Here is a 14,355-nt window from a genome sequence, read left to right as displayed (position 1 = left end):
TCTCTAGGCGTATGGAGCGCCCCGAACTCCCCCTACCGCAGCTGCACGCCTTCGTCGTGCTCGCAGAGGAACTCCACTTCGGCCACGCGGCCGCCCGCCTGGGCATCGCCCAGCCGCCGCTGAGCCAGCAGATCCGCCGCCTGGAGGACAAGGTCGGCCACGCGCTGTTCACCCGTACCCCAGGGCGTGTCACCCTCACCCCAGCCGGCCAAGAACTGCTGCCCGCCGCCCGGCGGGCACTCACCGACCTCGCGGACGGCCTGGCCGCAGCCCGGGCCGTCGGCAGTGGCCGGGCCGGCCGCCTACGGATCGGTTTCGCCGCCTCCCTCGCCCTGACGGTCCTGCCCGGCCTGCTGCGCACCTTCCGTCACCAGTTTCCTGGCGTGCACCTGGACATCCAGGAGATGACCACCGCTCCGCAGATCGCCGCTCTGCATGACAAGACCATCGACATCGGTCTCCTCCGCGAACCCCCCACCGACGAGACAGAGCTCGGCTTCAGAACGGTACTCAGCGAGCCTTTCGTGGCCGTGCTGCCGTCCACCCATCCGCTGGCCTCGCGACCGACCGTGCGTCTCGCGCAGTTGGCGGACTCCCCCTTCGTGCTGCTGCCCCGCACGGTCGGCCCGCCACTGCACGACCAGATCATCGGTCTGTGCACCGCAGCAGGGTTCACACCACAGGTTGTCCAGCACGCGGTGGAGTGGCAAACCGTGTGCGCCCTCGTGGAAACCGGTCTGGGCGTCTCCCTGGCCCCGGCGAGCATCCGACGCATCCGCCTCAAAGGCGTCGCCTTCCGCAGGATCGAACCCGGCACCGCCCGTACACGAGTGGCCGTCGCCTGGCGCGAGAACGACCATAATCCCCTGGTCACACGCCTGCTGGCGACCATCAGCCAAGATCCGCCGGACAGGCCCTAGCGGCCACCATCGGTGTTCGGCCGGTCGGGGGGCCTCGGACGCGCGGGAGGCGGCTGCCATGATCGGCCGCGGCTGCCGAGTCCCGTGAACGTGCAGGATAATGAGAGTCAACCTGCGCCTGGGCTGACCTGCGATCAGCTTGCCCCGGAACAGGTGAATCACCCGACACGCCGAGCCCGGGAGTGGCGCGGCCAGAGGACGGAGCCGGGATGGACCTCCAGCACTTCCAGCGGATCAACGCCTTCATCGAGGACCGGCTCCGCCCGCTCTTCGACGCCGACACCGGCAGCGAACACGGCTGGGGTATGGACGACACCTCCCGCGCCCTGCGCGCGCTGCGGGACGCCACGCTCAGCGCGGCGGCCGTGAAGGGGACCCTCGAGCAGCGGGAGACCGCGGGCCCCCAGACCCGGCGCATCGCCGACCAGGCGCTGGCGCACAACTGGGACCTGCTGGTCCGCATCGCCCGGCACTGGGAGGACCACCCCGACTACCGCCCCGAGTTCAAGCGTGACTCCTGGGACTTCGACCAGGAGCCCGCGACCGCGGCCGTCGCCGAGGGCTGAGCGCGGCAGTGGAGATCTCGGTTGCCGATGCCCCCACCGCCAAGCCACTGTCTGCACATGATCGAACTGCGTGTTCTGGGTTTGGATGACTGGCGAGTGTGGCGGGAACTGCGACTGACTGCGCTCGCTGAGGCGCCGTATGCCTTCGGCTCGACGTTGGCCGAATGGCAGGGCGAAGGCGACCGAGAAGAACGCTGGCGAGACCGCCTGGCCATTCCCGGCTCGCACAATGTCGTGGCACTTCTCGATGGTGGACTGGCCGGGATGGCCAGTGGTGTCCCGTCTGAGACACCGGATGCAGTGGAGTTGATCTCGTTGTGGGTCAGGCCTGAAGCTCGAGGTCAGGGGGTGGGAGACGCCTTGATCGCAGAGGTTGAGCGGTGGGCTGGGCGGGGCCGGGCCAGGGTTTTGCGGCTGTCGGTGATGCGGGACAACGGCGCTGCTGCCGCGCTGTATGAGCGCTGGGGCTTCAAGGCCGCTGGAGAGCTTGGCGAATTGCTGCCTGACGGCCTGGGCAGAGAAGTGGTCCTGGCAAAGGCTCTGCATACCGCGTGACGTCCGAGTAAGGGCTGCGCGGGCCACTGGGAAGTGATCTCCGGGTCCCAGGACGAGTCGGAGTGGCGTGCTCACCTCCGCCGTCTGCGTGCTGGGGCGGCAGCACGTCTTGCTTGTGGCGCCGCCCTGCCTCAGGGGCCAACGGGGCCCGGCAAGCTCGTGCCTGCCGTGAAGGACGTCAGCCCTGTGTCGGGTCCGTCCCGCGGTGGCTGCCGGCGCTGCGTGATCGGGCACGGAGTCACGCGGGGGCGGGCCGGCTCACGTCTTGTGTTTCACCCACTTCGACTCGTCGTACTCGCTGTCGCCGCCTGGCAGACCAGCGCAGCGGCGGTTCGCCCGTCCGGGATGGTCGGCCGAAAGTCGACCGGTCCTGGGTCGCCTGAGCGTGGGGCGACCCCCACCAGGCTGTCTCGGCCAGACATGGACAAACACACCGCTTCCTCTGGCTGGTGCGTCCACCTCAGCGTCGGATGAGCGAGGGCGCTTCAACCTCGAGGTGTCGGCGGCCGCGCGGCCCGCGGTATTCCAGCACCACCCAGCCGAGCCCCCGCAGCGCCTTCGCGCAGCGCTGCAGCTCCCGCTGTTCTTCGTAGACCGCACCACTGCCGCGTGGGCCGAGCCACTCCACGCGGACGACCTGCGGATGGTCCGTCGGCGTGACGCAGTAGCCGGTCCGGGTCGGGTGCCCCTGTGGGTCCTGTATCGCCGGCGGCAGGTCGGCGGATTCCAGCGTCAGGCTGATGGCCCGGACCATCTGGGCCCGCTCCCATTCCGCGGGCACCGTGAGCGGGTCGGATACGGATGGGTTCATCACTCGTCGGATCTGCAGCAGGCCGGCGAAGGCGTCACGGACCTGTGCTGCCCGGTGCTCAGCCGGTCCGGTGTCCGGAGCTGAGGTCGCTCCAGTCGCCACCTGGAAGCCGACGGTATCTGCATGATCTTCGGTCACCGTCCATGGCCCTCTCTGAACGTCGCCACGGGGCCTGCACCCCCGGAACGGGCTTTGCCGCAGTATCAGGTTGGTTCGCCGGTACACCGCGACCAGGAGCACTCGATCCTCCAACGGCAGCCGCCAGGGGCGGCGCCCTGGACGGGTTCGGTCGGCTCCTTCCCGTCGCAGCATTGTGGTCGACATGCGGAAGTCGTGGGGGCGCAGCCTGATGAATGGGGCTATCCAGGACGGTCCCGATGCCGTGCGTCTCTGCGGTGCTGCAGCCAGTTCCCCAGGCGTCGGCCCCGGGAGCGTCGACCTGGCCGCGTCATGTCCGGTCGGCGGCGGGGCGGCGGTCGTCGGGCAGCAGCCGGACCAGGCCCGCCGCCACGAGCGCGGTGACGAGGGTGAAGACCGAGGACATCGCCAAGGCGTGTGCTGCCGCGCTCCGGCCGCCCGCGGGATCGAAGGAGTGGAAGAACACCACCCCGATGACCGCGACGCCGAGCGCCGAGCCGACTTGCTGGGCGGTGGAGAGCACTCCCGAGGCGATGCCCGCGTCGCCGGGTCCGATCCGGGCGAGCACGGCGCCCAGCGAAGGCGTGATCAGCAGCCCTCCCCCGGCGCTCTGCACCATCAGGGTCGGGATGATGACTGCCGGGCGGAAGGGAAGACCGCAGGTCAGGACAGCCGTGGTGGACGCGTAGCCGATGGCGAGGACGATCGCCCCGACCTGAAGGACACGGCGGCCGTACCGGGGCAGCAGCCGTCCGGCGATCAGGCTGAAGACGAAGAAGGTCACCGCCGCCGGGGTGTAGACGAGACCGGCGCCGAGAGCCGACATCCCCAGTCCGTCCTGGAGGGCGATCGACAGGACGAGGTAGTAGGAGCTGATGACGGTATAGGTGGCGAGGACCAGGAGGATGCCCACCGAGAAGGAGCGCGTGCGGAAGAGCGACATCCGCACCAGGGGGTCCCCGCCGCGGCTCGCGGTTCTGCGTTCGAGGGCGATGAAGAGGGCGAATCCGAGCAAGCTCGCGGCCAGCCCGGCCCAGGTCCACCAGGGCCATCCCGCGTGCTGCCCCTGGATGAGCGGGAAGGCCAGCAGGAACAGCGCCACGCTGAGGACGGCGACTCCCGGGGTGTCTAGCCGGCGACCGCGTGCCGCCCGGGACTCCGGCAGGTACCGGGCCGCGAGCAGGACGGCGGCGATCCCGACCGGAATGTTGATCCAGAACACTGGCCGCCAGCCGGAGCCGAGCAGATCGGCGCCGAGGAGCAGGCCGCCGACGAGCTGTCCGCCGCTGGCGGCGAGTCCCATGACGACTCCCAGGACCCCGAAGGCACGATGCCGCGCCCGCTCGGGGACCAGCACGGTGATGACGGCGTAGACCTGGGGCAGCATCAAGGCGGCGCCCAGCCCCTCGACGAGACGCGCAACGATGAGGCCGGCAGCGGTCCGGGCGACGGCGCAGGCGACCGAGGCCAGCGTGAAGACCGCCATGCCGCCGATGAAGACCCGTCTGCGGCCGTGGAGATCACCGAGGCGGCCTCCGGTGATGAGGAACACCGCGTAGGTGAGCTGGTAGCCGGCGAGGATCCACTGCAACTCCCCGTCGGAGGTGCCGAGGTCGGCCTGGATCGCCGGACCGGCGACGATGACGATGAAGGAGTCGAGGATCGCCATGAACGCCCCGATCAGCACGATCGCGATGGGGCCCCAGGGCAGGGCGGCCGGGGCATGCGGCCTGGCGGTCCGCCGGGGGGCGGACTCGTCGACGGTGGACACGAGATGATCCCTTCACTGGGTTGGTTGAGGTGGGCACGGTTCCCGTTCAGGTCCGGGCGTCCAGCACTCCCGCCAGTCCCCTGGTGACCTCGCAGGCCACCACCGCCTGGCCGGCGGCCGCGAAGTGGATGCGGTCCGGACCCAGCAGGTCCGGGCGGGAGTTGACCGGGTGATCCCACATGTCGACGAGCAGGGCGCCGTAATCGCGGGCGAGGTCGCGGGTGAGGGCGTTCAGGGCGCGCACCCGGTCCTGCCCGTCGGGGAAGCCCGGGACCACGAAGGCCCTGCCGAGGGCGAAGGTCGTCAGCTGCGCGCCGGTGCCGGCGGCGAGCTCGAACACGCGGCGCAGCGTCCGCTCCAGGGGGGGGAAGTCGGGCTGCGGACGCCACAGGTCATTGGCGCCGCAGGAGATGTGGAGCAGGTCGGGGCCGAACGCGGCCATGCGGTCCGCCTGTTCCGCCAGCGTCCGGGCGGCCGTCGCCCCGCGCTCCGCGGTGTTCAGATGGGCCAGGCCGGGGTGGACGCGGCGCAGGATGTCCGCGACGCGATCGGCCCAGCCCAGAGTGGCATAGCCCGGGCTCGGGCTCGTGGTGCCCGCCGCGAGGCTGTCGCCGATCACGGCGAAGCGGCGCCAGGGCGCTTCCGCGAGCAGTCGGACGGCGTCGGCCGGTGGCAGGCAGAAGGGGTCGGACTCTTCGGTGAGGGCGTTCTCTTCGGCGATCACAAAACTAAACGTACGATCGTTCGTACTTCTTGGCAACCATGACAGGATGGGGGCATGAGCAAGCTGGATGAGCTGTCGCGGGCCGGCGCAGAACCGCGCCCGTCGGAGACGACCGGGCCGGAGACGACCGACCAACGCCTGCTGCGCGGCGCACGGACCCGGCGGACGATCGCCCGCCACGCCGTCGACGTCGCGTCACTGGAAGGGCTCAACGGGCTCAGCATCGGCCGGCTGGCCACCGACCTCGGACTCAGCAAGAGCGGCGTTTCGACCCTCTTCAAGACGAAGGAACGGCTCCAGCTCGCCGCCATCGCCTCCGCCCGGGAGGCGTTCTTGGACGCGGTCGTGGAGCCCGCCTCGACCGCGCCACACGGTGCGGCCCGGCTGCGGGCCCTCGTTGAGGGCTGGATCTCCTACGCCGCGACACCGCTGTTCCCCGGCGGCTGCTTCTGGGCGGCGAACCTCGCCGACTTCGACAGCCGTCCCGGACCGGTCCGGGACGCGCTCTTCGGCCACCACCGGGACTGGCTGGAGCTCCTCACCGGCGAGCTGCGCCGGGCCGCCGACTCGGGCGAGGCCGCCGAACCGGACGCCGCGCTGGCGGCCTTCCAGCTCGACGCGGTGCTCAACGCCGCGAACACCGCGCTGCGCCTCGGCGACCATGACGCCCCGGACAAGGTCCGCCGGGTGGTCGACGGCTTCCTCACCCCCCGCTGCTGACCAGCCGGGCTCCCCCGCGTCCGGCCGGCACTCGCCTCACCGGGTGCCGTACGACGCCCAGGAACCGAGAGCTTCGGTCCGGTCGGCGTACGTCACCGCGAGGGCGGCCACTGCCTCGTCCAGTTCCTCCGTCTTGCCGTGACGCGGACGGTGGGGCGCGCAGGAATCGCCCGCGTGTGTGTACAGCACGAGAAAGGGCTCGGATTTCCCCGCGGCCGGGGGTTCCGAGCCCTTCTTGATCAGGCAGCGGCCGCGGCTCCGACCAGCCGGCGTTCGGGTTCTTGCGGCCGACGGCCGTGAGTCCGCCGGAGTCAGCCTGGGATCAGGCCATCGTCGCCGAGCATCTGGCGAACTTCCTCAAGGCTGGCCCCCTCGTTGGGAAGGATCAGCTCAGACGGCTCCAAGGCATCGTCCGGCAAGGGTTCACCCAGACGGCGCACCGCGTCGAGCAGGGCTCCCAGAGCACGCCTGAAGCCCTCCTGATCTCCGCCCTCCATCTCGTCGAGCAGCTCGTCGTCCAGTTTGTTGAGCTCGATGAAGTGGGAGTCGGCCACCTTGACCTGGCCCTCACCCATGATGCGTACGATCACGTGACCTCCTGTCAGGACCGCTCCTGACATCCCGCCAGAAGCGGCCTCTCCTATTCAGCATGCCGCCGTTTAGTACCCAAACAGATACGTACAGTACGCAGCGAGAGGAACGGCTTCCACGTCCGGACGCTGCTAGTGCTGTGACCGGGAACCTTTGCCGGGTTGAGTAGGCTGAGTCGCCTGTGGTCAGGGAGGGTGGGAATGGCGCTGAGGCCGTCGATCGACGAGGCCGTGGGCCTACTTGAGGCAGAACTCCGAGCGGGACAGCAGACGACTGCATGCCTCGGCGTGGAGGACGCCTGGGAAGCCTTCCTGCGTTTCGGTCGACAGCTGTTCGACGTCTCCGATGTCCCTGACGGCGATGGGCTCCTTTTTCAGTACGGGACCTACTCGTTCGACGGCCCTCCGACGTTCATGGTGGACCTTGCACGTCAGTTCGAGGTCTCCGATATCGATGGTGATCACGATCATTACGTGCAGCTGCACTGCGAAATCCGCTTCGGCCCCGAGCCCGCCCTGGAAGCCTTGGGAAGCTTCGACTCGTGGTTCTTCCACGGCGCTGGAGCTGATCTCGAGGAGTGGACCCGAGAAGTGGCCGAGCAGTCAGCCTGGGCCACGGTCAGAGCCCATGCACCAACTGGGATCAGGGTGTTCCAGGAGCGCGTGTAGCTGCTCAGGCAGCCGTTGAAAGAGACCGACCGCCCCAGCGAATATGTTTCTCGCTGCGGATGCGGGCGCGTTCGCGTCGTTGGGCGGCGAGGACGTCGGGGTGGCAGGCGTTCTTGTTGCGCCAGCGCAGGTAGGCGTGCAGGGAGCGGGTCTGGACGGTGTGGTTGGGGTGGTTCGAGTTGGCGAGGGTGAACTGCCGCAGGGGCCCGAAGTGGGCCTCGATCGGGTTGGCCCAGGACGCGTAGGTCGGGGTGAAGCAGAGCTCGACCTTGTTGTGTTCGGCCCAGCGGCGGATCCGCCGGTTCAGGTGCGCGGACAGGTTGTCGAGGATCACGTAGATCGGGGCGCCGTCCGGGCGGGCCGCGCGGATGGACCGCAGTGCCGCCCAGGTGTGGTCGATGCCCTTGCGCCGGCGGACGACGCCCCAGAGCTGGTCGTCGCCGACCGAGTAGCAGCCGTGGAAGTAGGTGATGCCGTGGGTGCGTCGGTAGGTCGCCGGCAGCCGGTCCGGATTCGATCGGGGAGCCCAGCATGATCCTGCGGTCGGGCGGATACCGAGCGGGCCGAACTCGTCCAGGGCGAACGTCCGGTCCGGACGGTCGGTGAGCGCGAACTCGATCCGGTCGAGCTTGGTGTCGAATTCCGGATCCGGGGACTCCTTCCATGTCTTCGTGCGCTGGAAGGAAATCCCGCGGCGGATCAGGAGGCAGCGCAGGGCCTCCCGCCCGATCTTCACGGGCCGGGCGATGTTGCGCCGCAGATACTCGGCGAGCTTGCGGACCGACCAGCGGGTGAAGGGCTTGCCCAGCGCCGTGGGCCGGGTGGTGGCCGTCTCGACGACGAAGTTCTCGTCCTCAATGCTCAGCAGGCGGGGACGGCCTCCCGCCCACCGAGGGTCCAGACAGGCCAGCCCGATCTCGTTGAACCGGTGGATCACGTCCCGGACGGTGTCCTCGTCAGCCTGGACCAGTTGTGCGATCGTCGGGACCGGGCTACCGCCCGACGAGGCCAGCAGCATCATCGCCCGCCGGAACCGCACCGAACTGGTGCTTCCCCGCCGAACGATCCGCTGCAGCTTCTGCCCCTCCTGCTCGGTCAGCCGGCGAACCCTCACCGGTGATGCCATACCCGCCCCCTGCTGAATGCCGTCATTGACACCCAACACAACGACCAACCCGGCGAAAGTTCCCGGTCACAGCACTAGCGGAGGAGTTTCGGGCGTTCCGCGGCGCGGGGCGGGGCCGAGGGCTCGGACACGGCGGGGTGTTCGCGCACTCCGATGCGGGCGTGCAGCCGGCGCAGGGGCGCCGGGGCCCACCAGTTGGCCCGCCCGGCAAGCCTCATCGCGACGGGCAGCAGGACGACCCGGATCAGGGTGGCGTCGACCAGGATCGCCAGCGCCGTGCCGACACCGAGCTCCTTGAGGAAGACCACGCCGCCGGTGGCGTACGCCGCGAAGGTCAGTGCCAGGATCCCGGCCGCCGCGGTGATCAGCGGGGCGCTGCTGCGGATCCCGGCGGCGACGGCCCGCTCGGTGTGGCCGGTGCGCTCGTACTCCTCCTTGATCCGCGCGAGCAGGAAGACCTCGTAGTCCATGGACAGGCCGTAGGCGACGCAGAACATCAGCACCGGGATGCTCGGCTCGATCGCCCCTGTCGGGGTGAAGCCGAGCAGCCCCGACAGATGGCCGTCCTGGAAGACCCACACCAGGCACCCGAACATCACCGACAGACTCAGCAGATTGAGCACGGTGGCCTTGGCGGGCAGCAGCAGGCTGCCGGTCATCAGGAACAGGATGACGAAGGTGGCGGTGAGGATCCCTGCGATCACCAGCGGCAGCCGGTCCAGGAGTGTGGCGCGGAAGTCGGTGGTCTCCGCCGGGTAGCCGCCCACGAGCGTGCCGAAGGGCGCCCCGACCGAGCGCACCTCGGCGACCAGGGCGGGCACGTCCCCGTACATGGCCCGCTGGGTGGGGACGACGGCCAGCCTGCTGCCGCCGGCCCGTGCCAGTTCTCGCGCGCTACCCGCGTCCGGGCCGGTGACCAGCCGGCCGCCGCGGTGGGTCCCGGCGAGGGAGTCGACCTGGAACACGCCGGGGATACGGGAGAGGCGGGCCGCATACGCCGCGACGCGGTGGGCCTCGCCCGCGCCCGGCCCCCGCGCCACGACATGGAGGGTGTCGGTCGGTTCGGCCGGGAACTCTCGGTGGATGATCTCGGAGGTGGTCCTGGACGCGGTGCCTTCGGGGAGGGTGCGTTCGTCCGGGAGCCCGAAGCGCAGCCCCAGCAGGGGCGCCCCGGCCAGCAGCAGCACCCCCAGGACGGCCGCGCCGCTGAGCACCGGCCGGCGCATCGCGGCCAGCGCCGTCCGGTGCCAGAAGCCCGCGCCGGACCGGGGCGGACGGGCGCGTTCCACCCGGTGGCCCCAGCGGGTGAGGGCGGCGGGCAGGACGAGCACCGCGCCGCTGACGGCGGTGAGAACGACCAGCACTCCGGCATACGCGAAGGAGCTGAGGAAGAAGAACGGGAAGACCAGCAACGCCGACAGCGACACCGCCACGGTGAGCCCGCTGAACGCGACGGTCCGCCCGGCCGTGGCCACCGCGCGCACCACCGCCTCGTGGCTCGGGCGGCCCGCGGCCCGCTCCTCCCGGTAGCGGTTGATCAGGAACAGGCTGTAGTCGATGCCCAGCCCCAAGCCGAGGACCAGCGCGATGTTCGCGGCGAAGGTCGACACATCGGTGAAGTGGGCCAGCGCCCGCAGCCCGGCGAGCGTGCCGAGCACCGACAACAGGCCGACACCGACGGTGAGCAGGGCGGCGACGGTCCGCCGGTAGACCAGGATCAGCAGCAGCACCACGGCGGGCAGCGCCAGCACCTCGGCGGTGAGGAAGTCGCGCCGCGCCTGCTCGCTGACCTCACGGGAGATCTCCTCCTGGCCGCCCACCCGGACGGTGATGTCCGGCGTCGTACGGGCCAGCTTCGGGGAGAGCGTGGCGAGTTCGGCCCGGGTCTCGCCGGCGCTGCCTTCCAGACGGGCCAGGATCAGCGCATGGCGGCCGTCGGTGCCGCGCAGCGCGGCGCTGCGGCCGCTCCAGTACGTATCCACGTCGGCGACCAGCGGGTGCCGGGCGAGTTCCCGGGCCAGCGCCCGGCCCGCCGCGGCCACCCGCGGGGTGTCCACGGTGCCCCGGCGCGCGGTGACCAGCAGCGCGAGGTTGGGGTTGCCGGTGCCGTAGGTGTCCCGCAGGATCTCGCCGACCCGCACCGACTCGGTGCCCGGCGACTCCCAGCGGGAAAGCTGGAGATCGGACTGTGCGCCCGCCCCGTACACGCCGAGACCGAGCAGCAGGGCGAGAGCGGCCAGCAGCACCGCCCCACTGCGCCGGACGGCGAGCCGCCCAAGTCGTGGCATCAGGCCGCCGCCGGGCTTGTTCACTTCGCTGTAGCTGTGCATGACGGGCACGCTCCCGCACCCCGCTGACCAGCCGCTGGAACGTCCACTGGAACGTCCACTGGAAGATCCACTGGACGTTCGTGGTGGGTTACGCTTCCCGGATGGGAGAAGGCCTGCGGTTCGAAGTGCTCGGTCCGCTGCGGGCCCTGCGTGCCGGTGCCGAGGTGGCGCTCGGCCCGCCCCGGCAGCGGGCCGTGCTGGCGGTGCTGCTGCTCCAGGAGGGGCGGCCGATGTCGTACCAGGCGCTGGTGGAGGCGGTCTGGGGCGCCGCGCCGCCGGCACACATCCGCAATCTGGTGCAGAAGTACGCGTCCGGGATCCGCCGGGCACTGTCCGGAGAGGCCGGCCCGGAGCTGGTGTGGACCGGCAGCGGCTACCGGCTGGACGGCGCCGTCGTCGACGATCTGACAGAGCGCCGGGCGCTGATGCGCGCCGCACTCACCGCACGGGACGCCGGGGACCTCCGGCGCTCAGGGGAGCTGGCCGCCGAGGCGGAGGGGATGTGGCGCGGGGAGTTCGCCGAAGGGCTGGCCGGGCCGTATCTGGCCGCCGAGCGGCGGCGCTGGGCGGAGAAGCGGCTGATGGTGATGGAGGCCCGGCTCGAAGCGGAATTGCGGCTCGGCCGCTACCACGAGTGTCTGCACGAGCTGATCCGGCAGGTGGCCGCGTATCCGCTGCGCGAGCGGCTGGTGGAGCTGCTGATGCTGGCGCTGTACCACAGCGGACGGGGATCGGACGCGCTGCTGGCCTACGAGGAGGCCAGGCGCCGGATCGCGGAGGAAATCGGCTGCGACCCGGGCCCGGCGCTGCGTGCGCTGCACCTGCGGATACTGCGTCAGGACCCGGAGCTGCTGCCCGGTCCGGCACTGGCGTCGTGACTTCAGACCCCCGCCACCACCCGCCGTACCACCGCCAGTGCCTCGCGTACTGCCCCCGGGATGTCCGTCACCGGGAAGCGCGCCTGGCGCACCACGCGGTCGCGGTCGACCACCAGCACCGCCCGCTTCAGCCGCAGTGGCTGCCCGGCGCGGAAAACCGGTAGCCGCAGAGCGGCGGCGAGGCGCAGGTCGACGTCTGAGAGCAGAGTGAAGGGGATGCCCTCCTCGACGGCGAACACCCGCTGCTCGTCCGGGCGTTGAGTGCTGACACCGCGCACCTCGGCGCCGGCCGCGCGGAAGTCGTCGTACGCGTCCCGGAACAGCCGGTTTTCCAGCGTGCAGCCGATGGCACCGGGGATGTCGGCCCAGCCGTCCGGCAACGGGCTGGGGCGACCGGTCGCCGGGTAGCAGAACAGGACGGTGGCCGTAGCCTCGGCCACCGGGTCCAGCGGCTCACCGTCCCGGTGCCCCGGCAGTTCGAGGCGCGGCAGCCGCTCGCCCACCAGGCCCGCCACCCGCCGCGCCTCGGCACTCTCCTCGTCGGCCGTGCCGCTCAGCGAGCCGTCGCCGAGCAGCCAGCGGTCCGCCCAGTCCTGCATCGAGAGCAGTACGGGCAGCAGCCCCCGCCCGCTCTCCGTCAGCCGGTACTCGTACCGCACCGGGCCGCTCTGATACGGAACCTTCTCCAGGACCTCCGCCTCCACCAGCTGCGCAAGGCGCTCGGCCAGCACCTTGCGGGAGATCCCCAGCTCCTCCTGGAGCGCGTCGAACCGGTGGTGCCCGCGCGCGGTCTCCCGCACCAGGAGCAGGCTCCACCAGTCGCCGACCACCGCCGCGGCCTGCGCGATCGCACAGGCGGCGTCCCGCTCGGGCACCGACCTGACCATGGGTCTCCTGTCCTTGGTATGCAGCGTCCAGTCTTCGAAACCATCTTGCGCCATGTGGTCAGTTCCCGATAGGAACTCAAGCGCGGAAGAGTAAGTTCCCATAAGAGACTCACTGGAGGTTGGCGCCGCATGAGCGAGACACCGACGGTCCCGAAGCACGAGCGCCGCAGCATCCACCACGCGACCTCATCCCCGGCCGTCTTCTGGCGCTACTGGACCGCTGCCACCGTCAGCGACGCGGGCACCGCCGTCACCGCCCTCGCACTCCCCCTGGTCGCCCTCACGGTCCTCGACGCCACCGCGCTCCAGGCCACGCTGCTCGCCGCCGCCGGGCAGATCTCCTGGCTGCTGCTCAGCCTCCCGGCCGGAGTGATCGCCCAGCGCGTCCCGCTCCGCCGCCTCCAGGTCACCCTCGATCTCGTGCGGTTCGTCGCCGTCGGGTCCCTCCCGCTCGCCTGGTGGCTCGACCGGCTCAGCTACCCGCACCTGTTGCTCGCCGCGCTGGTCACCGGCGCCGCGACCGTGCTCTTCGACATCGGCAACTCGACCTTTCTGCCCGCCGTCGTCCCGGCCCGGCAGCTCGCCGCCCGCAACAGCCTGATGTCCGGCACGCACGCCGTCACCGAGACCGCAGGGCCCTCCGGGGGCGGCCTCCTCGTGCACGCCGCCGGCCCGGTCGGCGCGCTCCTCGTGGACGCGGTCAGCTACCTGCTCTCCGCCGCGCTGCTGCGTACGCTCCCCGAGCGCCGTCCCGCCGCCCGCACCGGCGACGGCGCCCTCCGGCTGATCCGCGAGGGCTGGACGTACGTGACGCGGCACCCGGTGATGATGCCCTGCATGCTCTGGGCCACCGCCACCAACTTCGTCTGCGCCGCCCTGGTCGCCCTCACCCCCCTCTACCTGGTCCGTGAGGCCGGCCTGACGCCGGTACAACTCGGCCTGGTGCTCGCGGTGGACGGAATCGGCGCGCTCGCCGGATCCGCCGTGACGGTCCGGCTGACCCGGCGGTTCGGCACCGCCCGGGTGCTCGTCGGGGCAGCGCTGGCCGGCGGCGCCGCCGCCCTGCTGGCCCCGCTGACCACGTCCGCGGCCGACGCGTACTGGTTCGCCCTGGGCAACGCCGGCTTCGCCTTCGGCGTCGTCATCGGGTCGATCACCACCCGCACTCACCGCCAGACCGAGTCCCCGCCTGAGCTGCTCTCCCGCGTCATGGCCACCGTCCGCTTCGTCTCCTGGGGCGCCCAGCCACTCGGCGCCCTCACCGCCGGCCTGCTCGCCACGTACGCGGGGACGCACGCGGCCCTTTGGACAGTGTGCGCGGCCGCGCTCCTGCCGCCGCTGTACCTGCTCGCGGTCCCGGTGGGCCGCCGCCGGGACTTCGCCTGACGCAGGCACCCCGGACTGGGTGTGAGCCCGCCTCCTCTCATCGCTGCCCCGCCACGCGAACGGCCACGACCTCGCAGGGACGAGTCTGGACCCGGACGCGGACGGGGACGGGGACGAGGCTCAGCCGGTCGCGTCGATGCGAGCGCGCGACTCGTGGCCGAGCGCGGCGATCGCTGTCCGTTGCTGACGCAGTCCCTCCTCCCCTCTGGTTACTCGGCAGTGGTGCTGGTGGCGGAGTGGGGGGCGGGGGCGATCTCACCGGGTTTCTCGTCGCGTGGTCACGT

The 14,355-nt window shown here is 71.0% G+C and carries 15 protein-coding genes and 1 pseudogene; 7 read left to right on the top strand and 9 right to left on the bottom strand.

The window, feature by feature from the left end:
• Nucleotides 1–11 precede the first annotated feature (11 nt).
• From AC4BDD_RS30640 to AC4BDD_RS30630, 3 genes are all read left to right on the top strand, one after another.
• Nucleotides 12–920, top strand: coding sequence for a LysR family transcriptional regulator (locus AC4BDD_RS30640; protein WP_490688738.1), 909 nt, complete (start codon nt 12–14; stop codon nt 918–920).
• A 209-nt stretch (nt 921–1,129) separates the two neighbouring features.
• Nucleotides 1,130–1,486, top strand: coding sequence for a hypothetical protein (locus AC4BDD_RS30635; protein ID WP_490688737.1), 357 nt, complete (start codon nt 1,130–1,132; stop codon nt 1,484–1,486).
• A gap of 57 nt (nt 1,487–1,543) precedes the next feature.
• The gene (locus AC4BDD_RS30630; RefSeq protein ID WP_490688736.1) at nt 1,544–2,041 is read left to right on the top strand and encodes a GNAT family N-acetyltransferase; all 498 of its coding nucleotides are present in this window, start codon (nt 1,544–1,546) and stop codon (nt 2,039–2,041) included.
• Nucleotides 2,042–2,501: 460 nt separating this feature from the next.
• Here AC4BDD_RS30630 and AC4BDD_RS30625 read toward each other — a convergent pair whose 3' ends face one another.
• From AC4BDD_RS30625 to AC4BDD_RS30610, 4 genes and pseudogenes are all read right to left on the bottom strand, one after another.
• The gene (locus AC4BDD_RS30625) at nt 2,502–2,852 is read right to left on the bottom strand and encodes a hypothetical protein (protein WP_490688735.1); all 351 of its coding nucleotides are present in this window, start codon (nt 2,850–2,852) and stop codon (nt 2,502–2,504) included.
• A gap of 192 nt (nt 2,853–3,044) precedes the next feature.
• A pseudogene (locus tag AC4BDD_RS30620) lies at nt 3,045–3,260 on the bottom strand (hypothetical protein); the annotation flags it as partial.
• Between the two features lie 40 nt (nt 3,261–3,300).
• Nucleotides 3,301–4,761: an MFS transporter gene (locus AC4BDD_RS30615; RefSeq protein ID WP_490688734.1), complete on the bottom strand. Its 1,461-nt coding sequence runs from the start codon at nt 4,759–4,761 to the stop codon at nt 3,301–3,303.
• Nucleotides 4,762–4,807: 46 nt separating this feature from the next.
• Nucleotides 4,808–5,485 carry an SGNH/GDSL hydrolase family protein gene (locus AC4BDD_RS30610; protein ID WP_490688733.1) on the bottom strand — a complete coding sequence of 226 codons (678 nt, stop codon included), beginning with the start codon at nt 5,483–5,485 and terminating at the stop codon, nt 4,808–4,810.
• Between the two features lie 54 nt (nt 5,486–5,539).
• Between AC4BDD_RS30610 and AC4BDD_RS30605 the strand changes: the two genes are divergently transcribed.
• Nucleotides 5,540–6,205 (top strand): TetR/AcrR family transcriptional regulator, encoded by a 666-nt coding sequence (locus AC4BDD_RS30605; protein WP_490688732.1) that lies wholly within the window; start codon nt 5,540–5,542, stop codon nt 6,203–6,205.
• Between the two features lie 36 nt (nt 6,206–6,241).
• Here the strand turns inward: AC4BDD_RS30605 and AC4BDD_RS30600 are convergent, their stop codons facing one another.
• On the bottom strand, nt 6,242–6,394 hold the full coding sequence (locus AC4BDD_RS30600) for a hypothetical protein (RefSeq protein WP_490692007.1): 153 nt from the start codon (nt 6,392–6,394) through the stop codon (nt 6,242–6,244).
• A gap of 122 nt (nt 6,395–6,516) precedes the next feature.
• Nucleotides 6,517–6,795 carry a PspA-associated protein PspAA gene (gene pspAA, locus AC4BDD_RS30595; RefSeq protein ID WP_490688731.1) on the bottom strand — a complete coding sequence of 93 codons (279 nt, stop codon included), beginning with the start codon at nt 6,793–6,795 and terminating at the stop codon, nt 6,517–6,519.
• A gap of 201 nt (nt 6,796–6,996) precedes the next feature.
• Here pspAA and AC4BDD_RS30590 point away from each other — a divergent pair, with 201 nt between their 5' ends.
• Nucleotides 6,997–7,464, top strand: a complete 468-nt coding sequence (locus AC4BDD_RS30590) for a hypothetical protein (protein ID WP_490688730.1) — start codon at nt 6,997–6,999, stop codon at nt 7,462–7,464.
• Between the two features lie 4 nt (nt 7,465–7,468).
• Here the strand turns inward: AC4BDD_RS30590 and AC4BDD_RS30585 are convergent, their stop codons facing one another.
• Together AC4BDD_RS30585 and AC4BDD_RS30580 are read right to left on the bottom strand one after the other, a co-directional pair.
• Nucleotides 7,469–8,590 carry an IS630 family transposase gene (locus tag AC4BDD_RS30585; protein WP_490688729.1) on the bottom strand — a complete coding sequence of 374 codons (1,122 nt, stop codon included), beginning with the start codon at nt 8,588–8,590 and terminating at the stop codon, nt 7,469–7,471.
• Nucleotides 8,591–8,664: 74 nt separating this feature from the next.
• A complete protein-coding gene (locus tag AC4BDD_RS30580) occupies nt 8,665–10,920 on the bottom strand; it encodes an MMPL family transporter (RefSeq protein ID WP_490688728.1) in 2,256 nt (751 codons plus the stop codon).
• A gap of 101 nt (nt 10,921–11,021) precedes the next feature.
• On the opposite strand from AC4BDD_RS30580, the gene AC4BDD_RS30575 reads away from it, so the two are divergent.
• The gene (locus AC4BDD_RS30575) at nt 11,022–11,798 is read left to right on the top strand and encodes an AfsR/SARP family transcriptional regulator (RefSeq protein WP_490688727.1); all 777 of its coding nucleotides are present in this window, start codon (nt 11,022–11,024) and stop codon (nt 11,796–11,798) included.
• A gap of 2 nt (nt 11,799–11,800) precedes the next feature.
• On the opposite strand, the gene AC4BDD_RS30570 is transcribed toward AC4BDD_RS30575, so the two are convergent.
• Entirely contained in the window at nt 11,801–12,685 is an 885-nt protein-coding gene (locus AC4BDD_RS30570) for a winged helix-turn-helix transcriptional regulator (protein ID WP_490688726.1), read from the bottom strand.
• A 129-nt stretch (nt 12,686–12,814) separates the two neighbouring features.
• Here AC4BDD_RS30570 and AC4BDD_RS30565 point away from each other — a divergent pair, with 129 nt between their 5' ends.
• Complete coding sequence (locus tag AC4BDD_RS30565; protein WP_490688725.1) at nt 12,815–14,071, top strand: MFS transporter; 1,257 nt, start codon at nt 12,815–12,817, stop codon at nt 14,069–14,071.
• The last annotated feature ends 284 nt before the right edge of the window (nt 14,072–14,355 follow it).

It is taken from the genome of Streptomyces sp. JLBT605, assembly GCF_058215555.1.
This window is presented reverse-complemented; position numbering and strand designations above follow the sequence as displayed.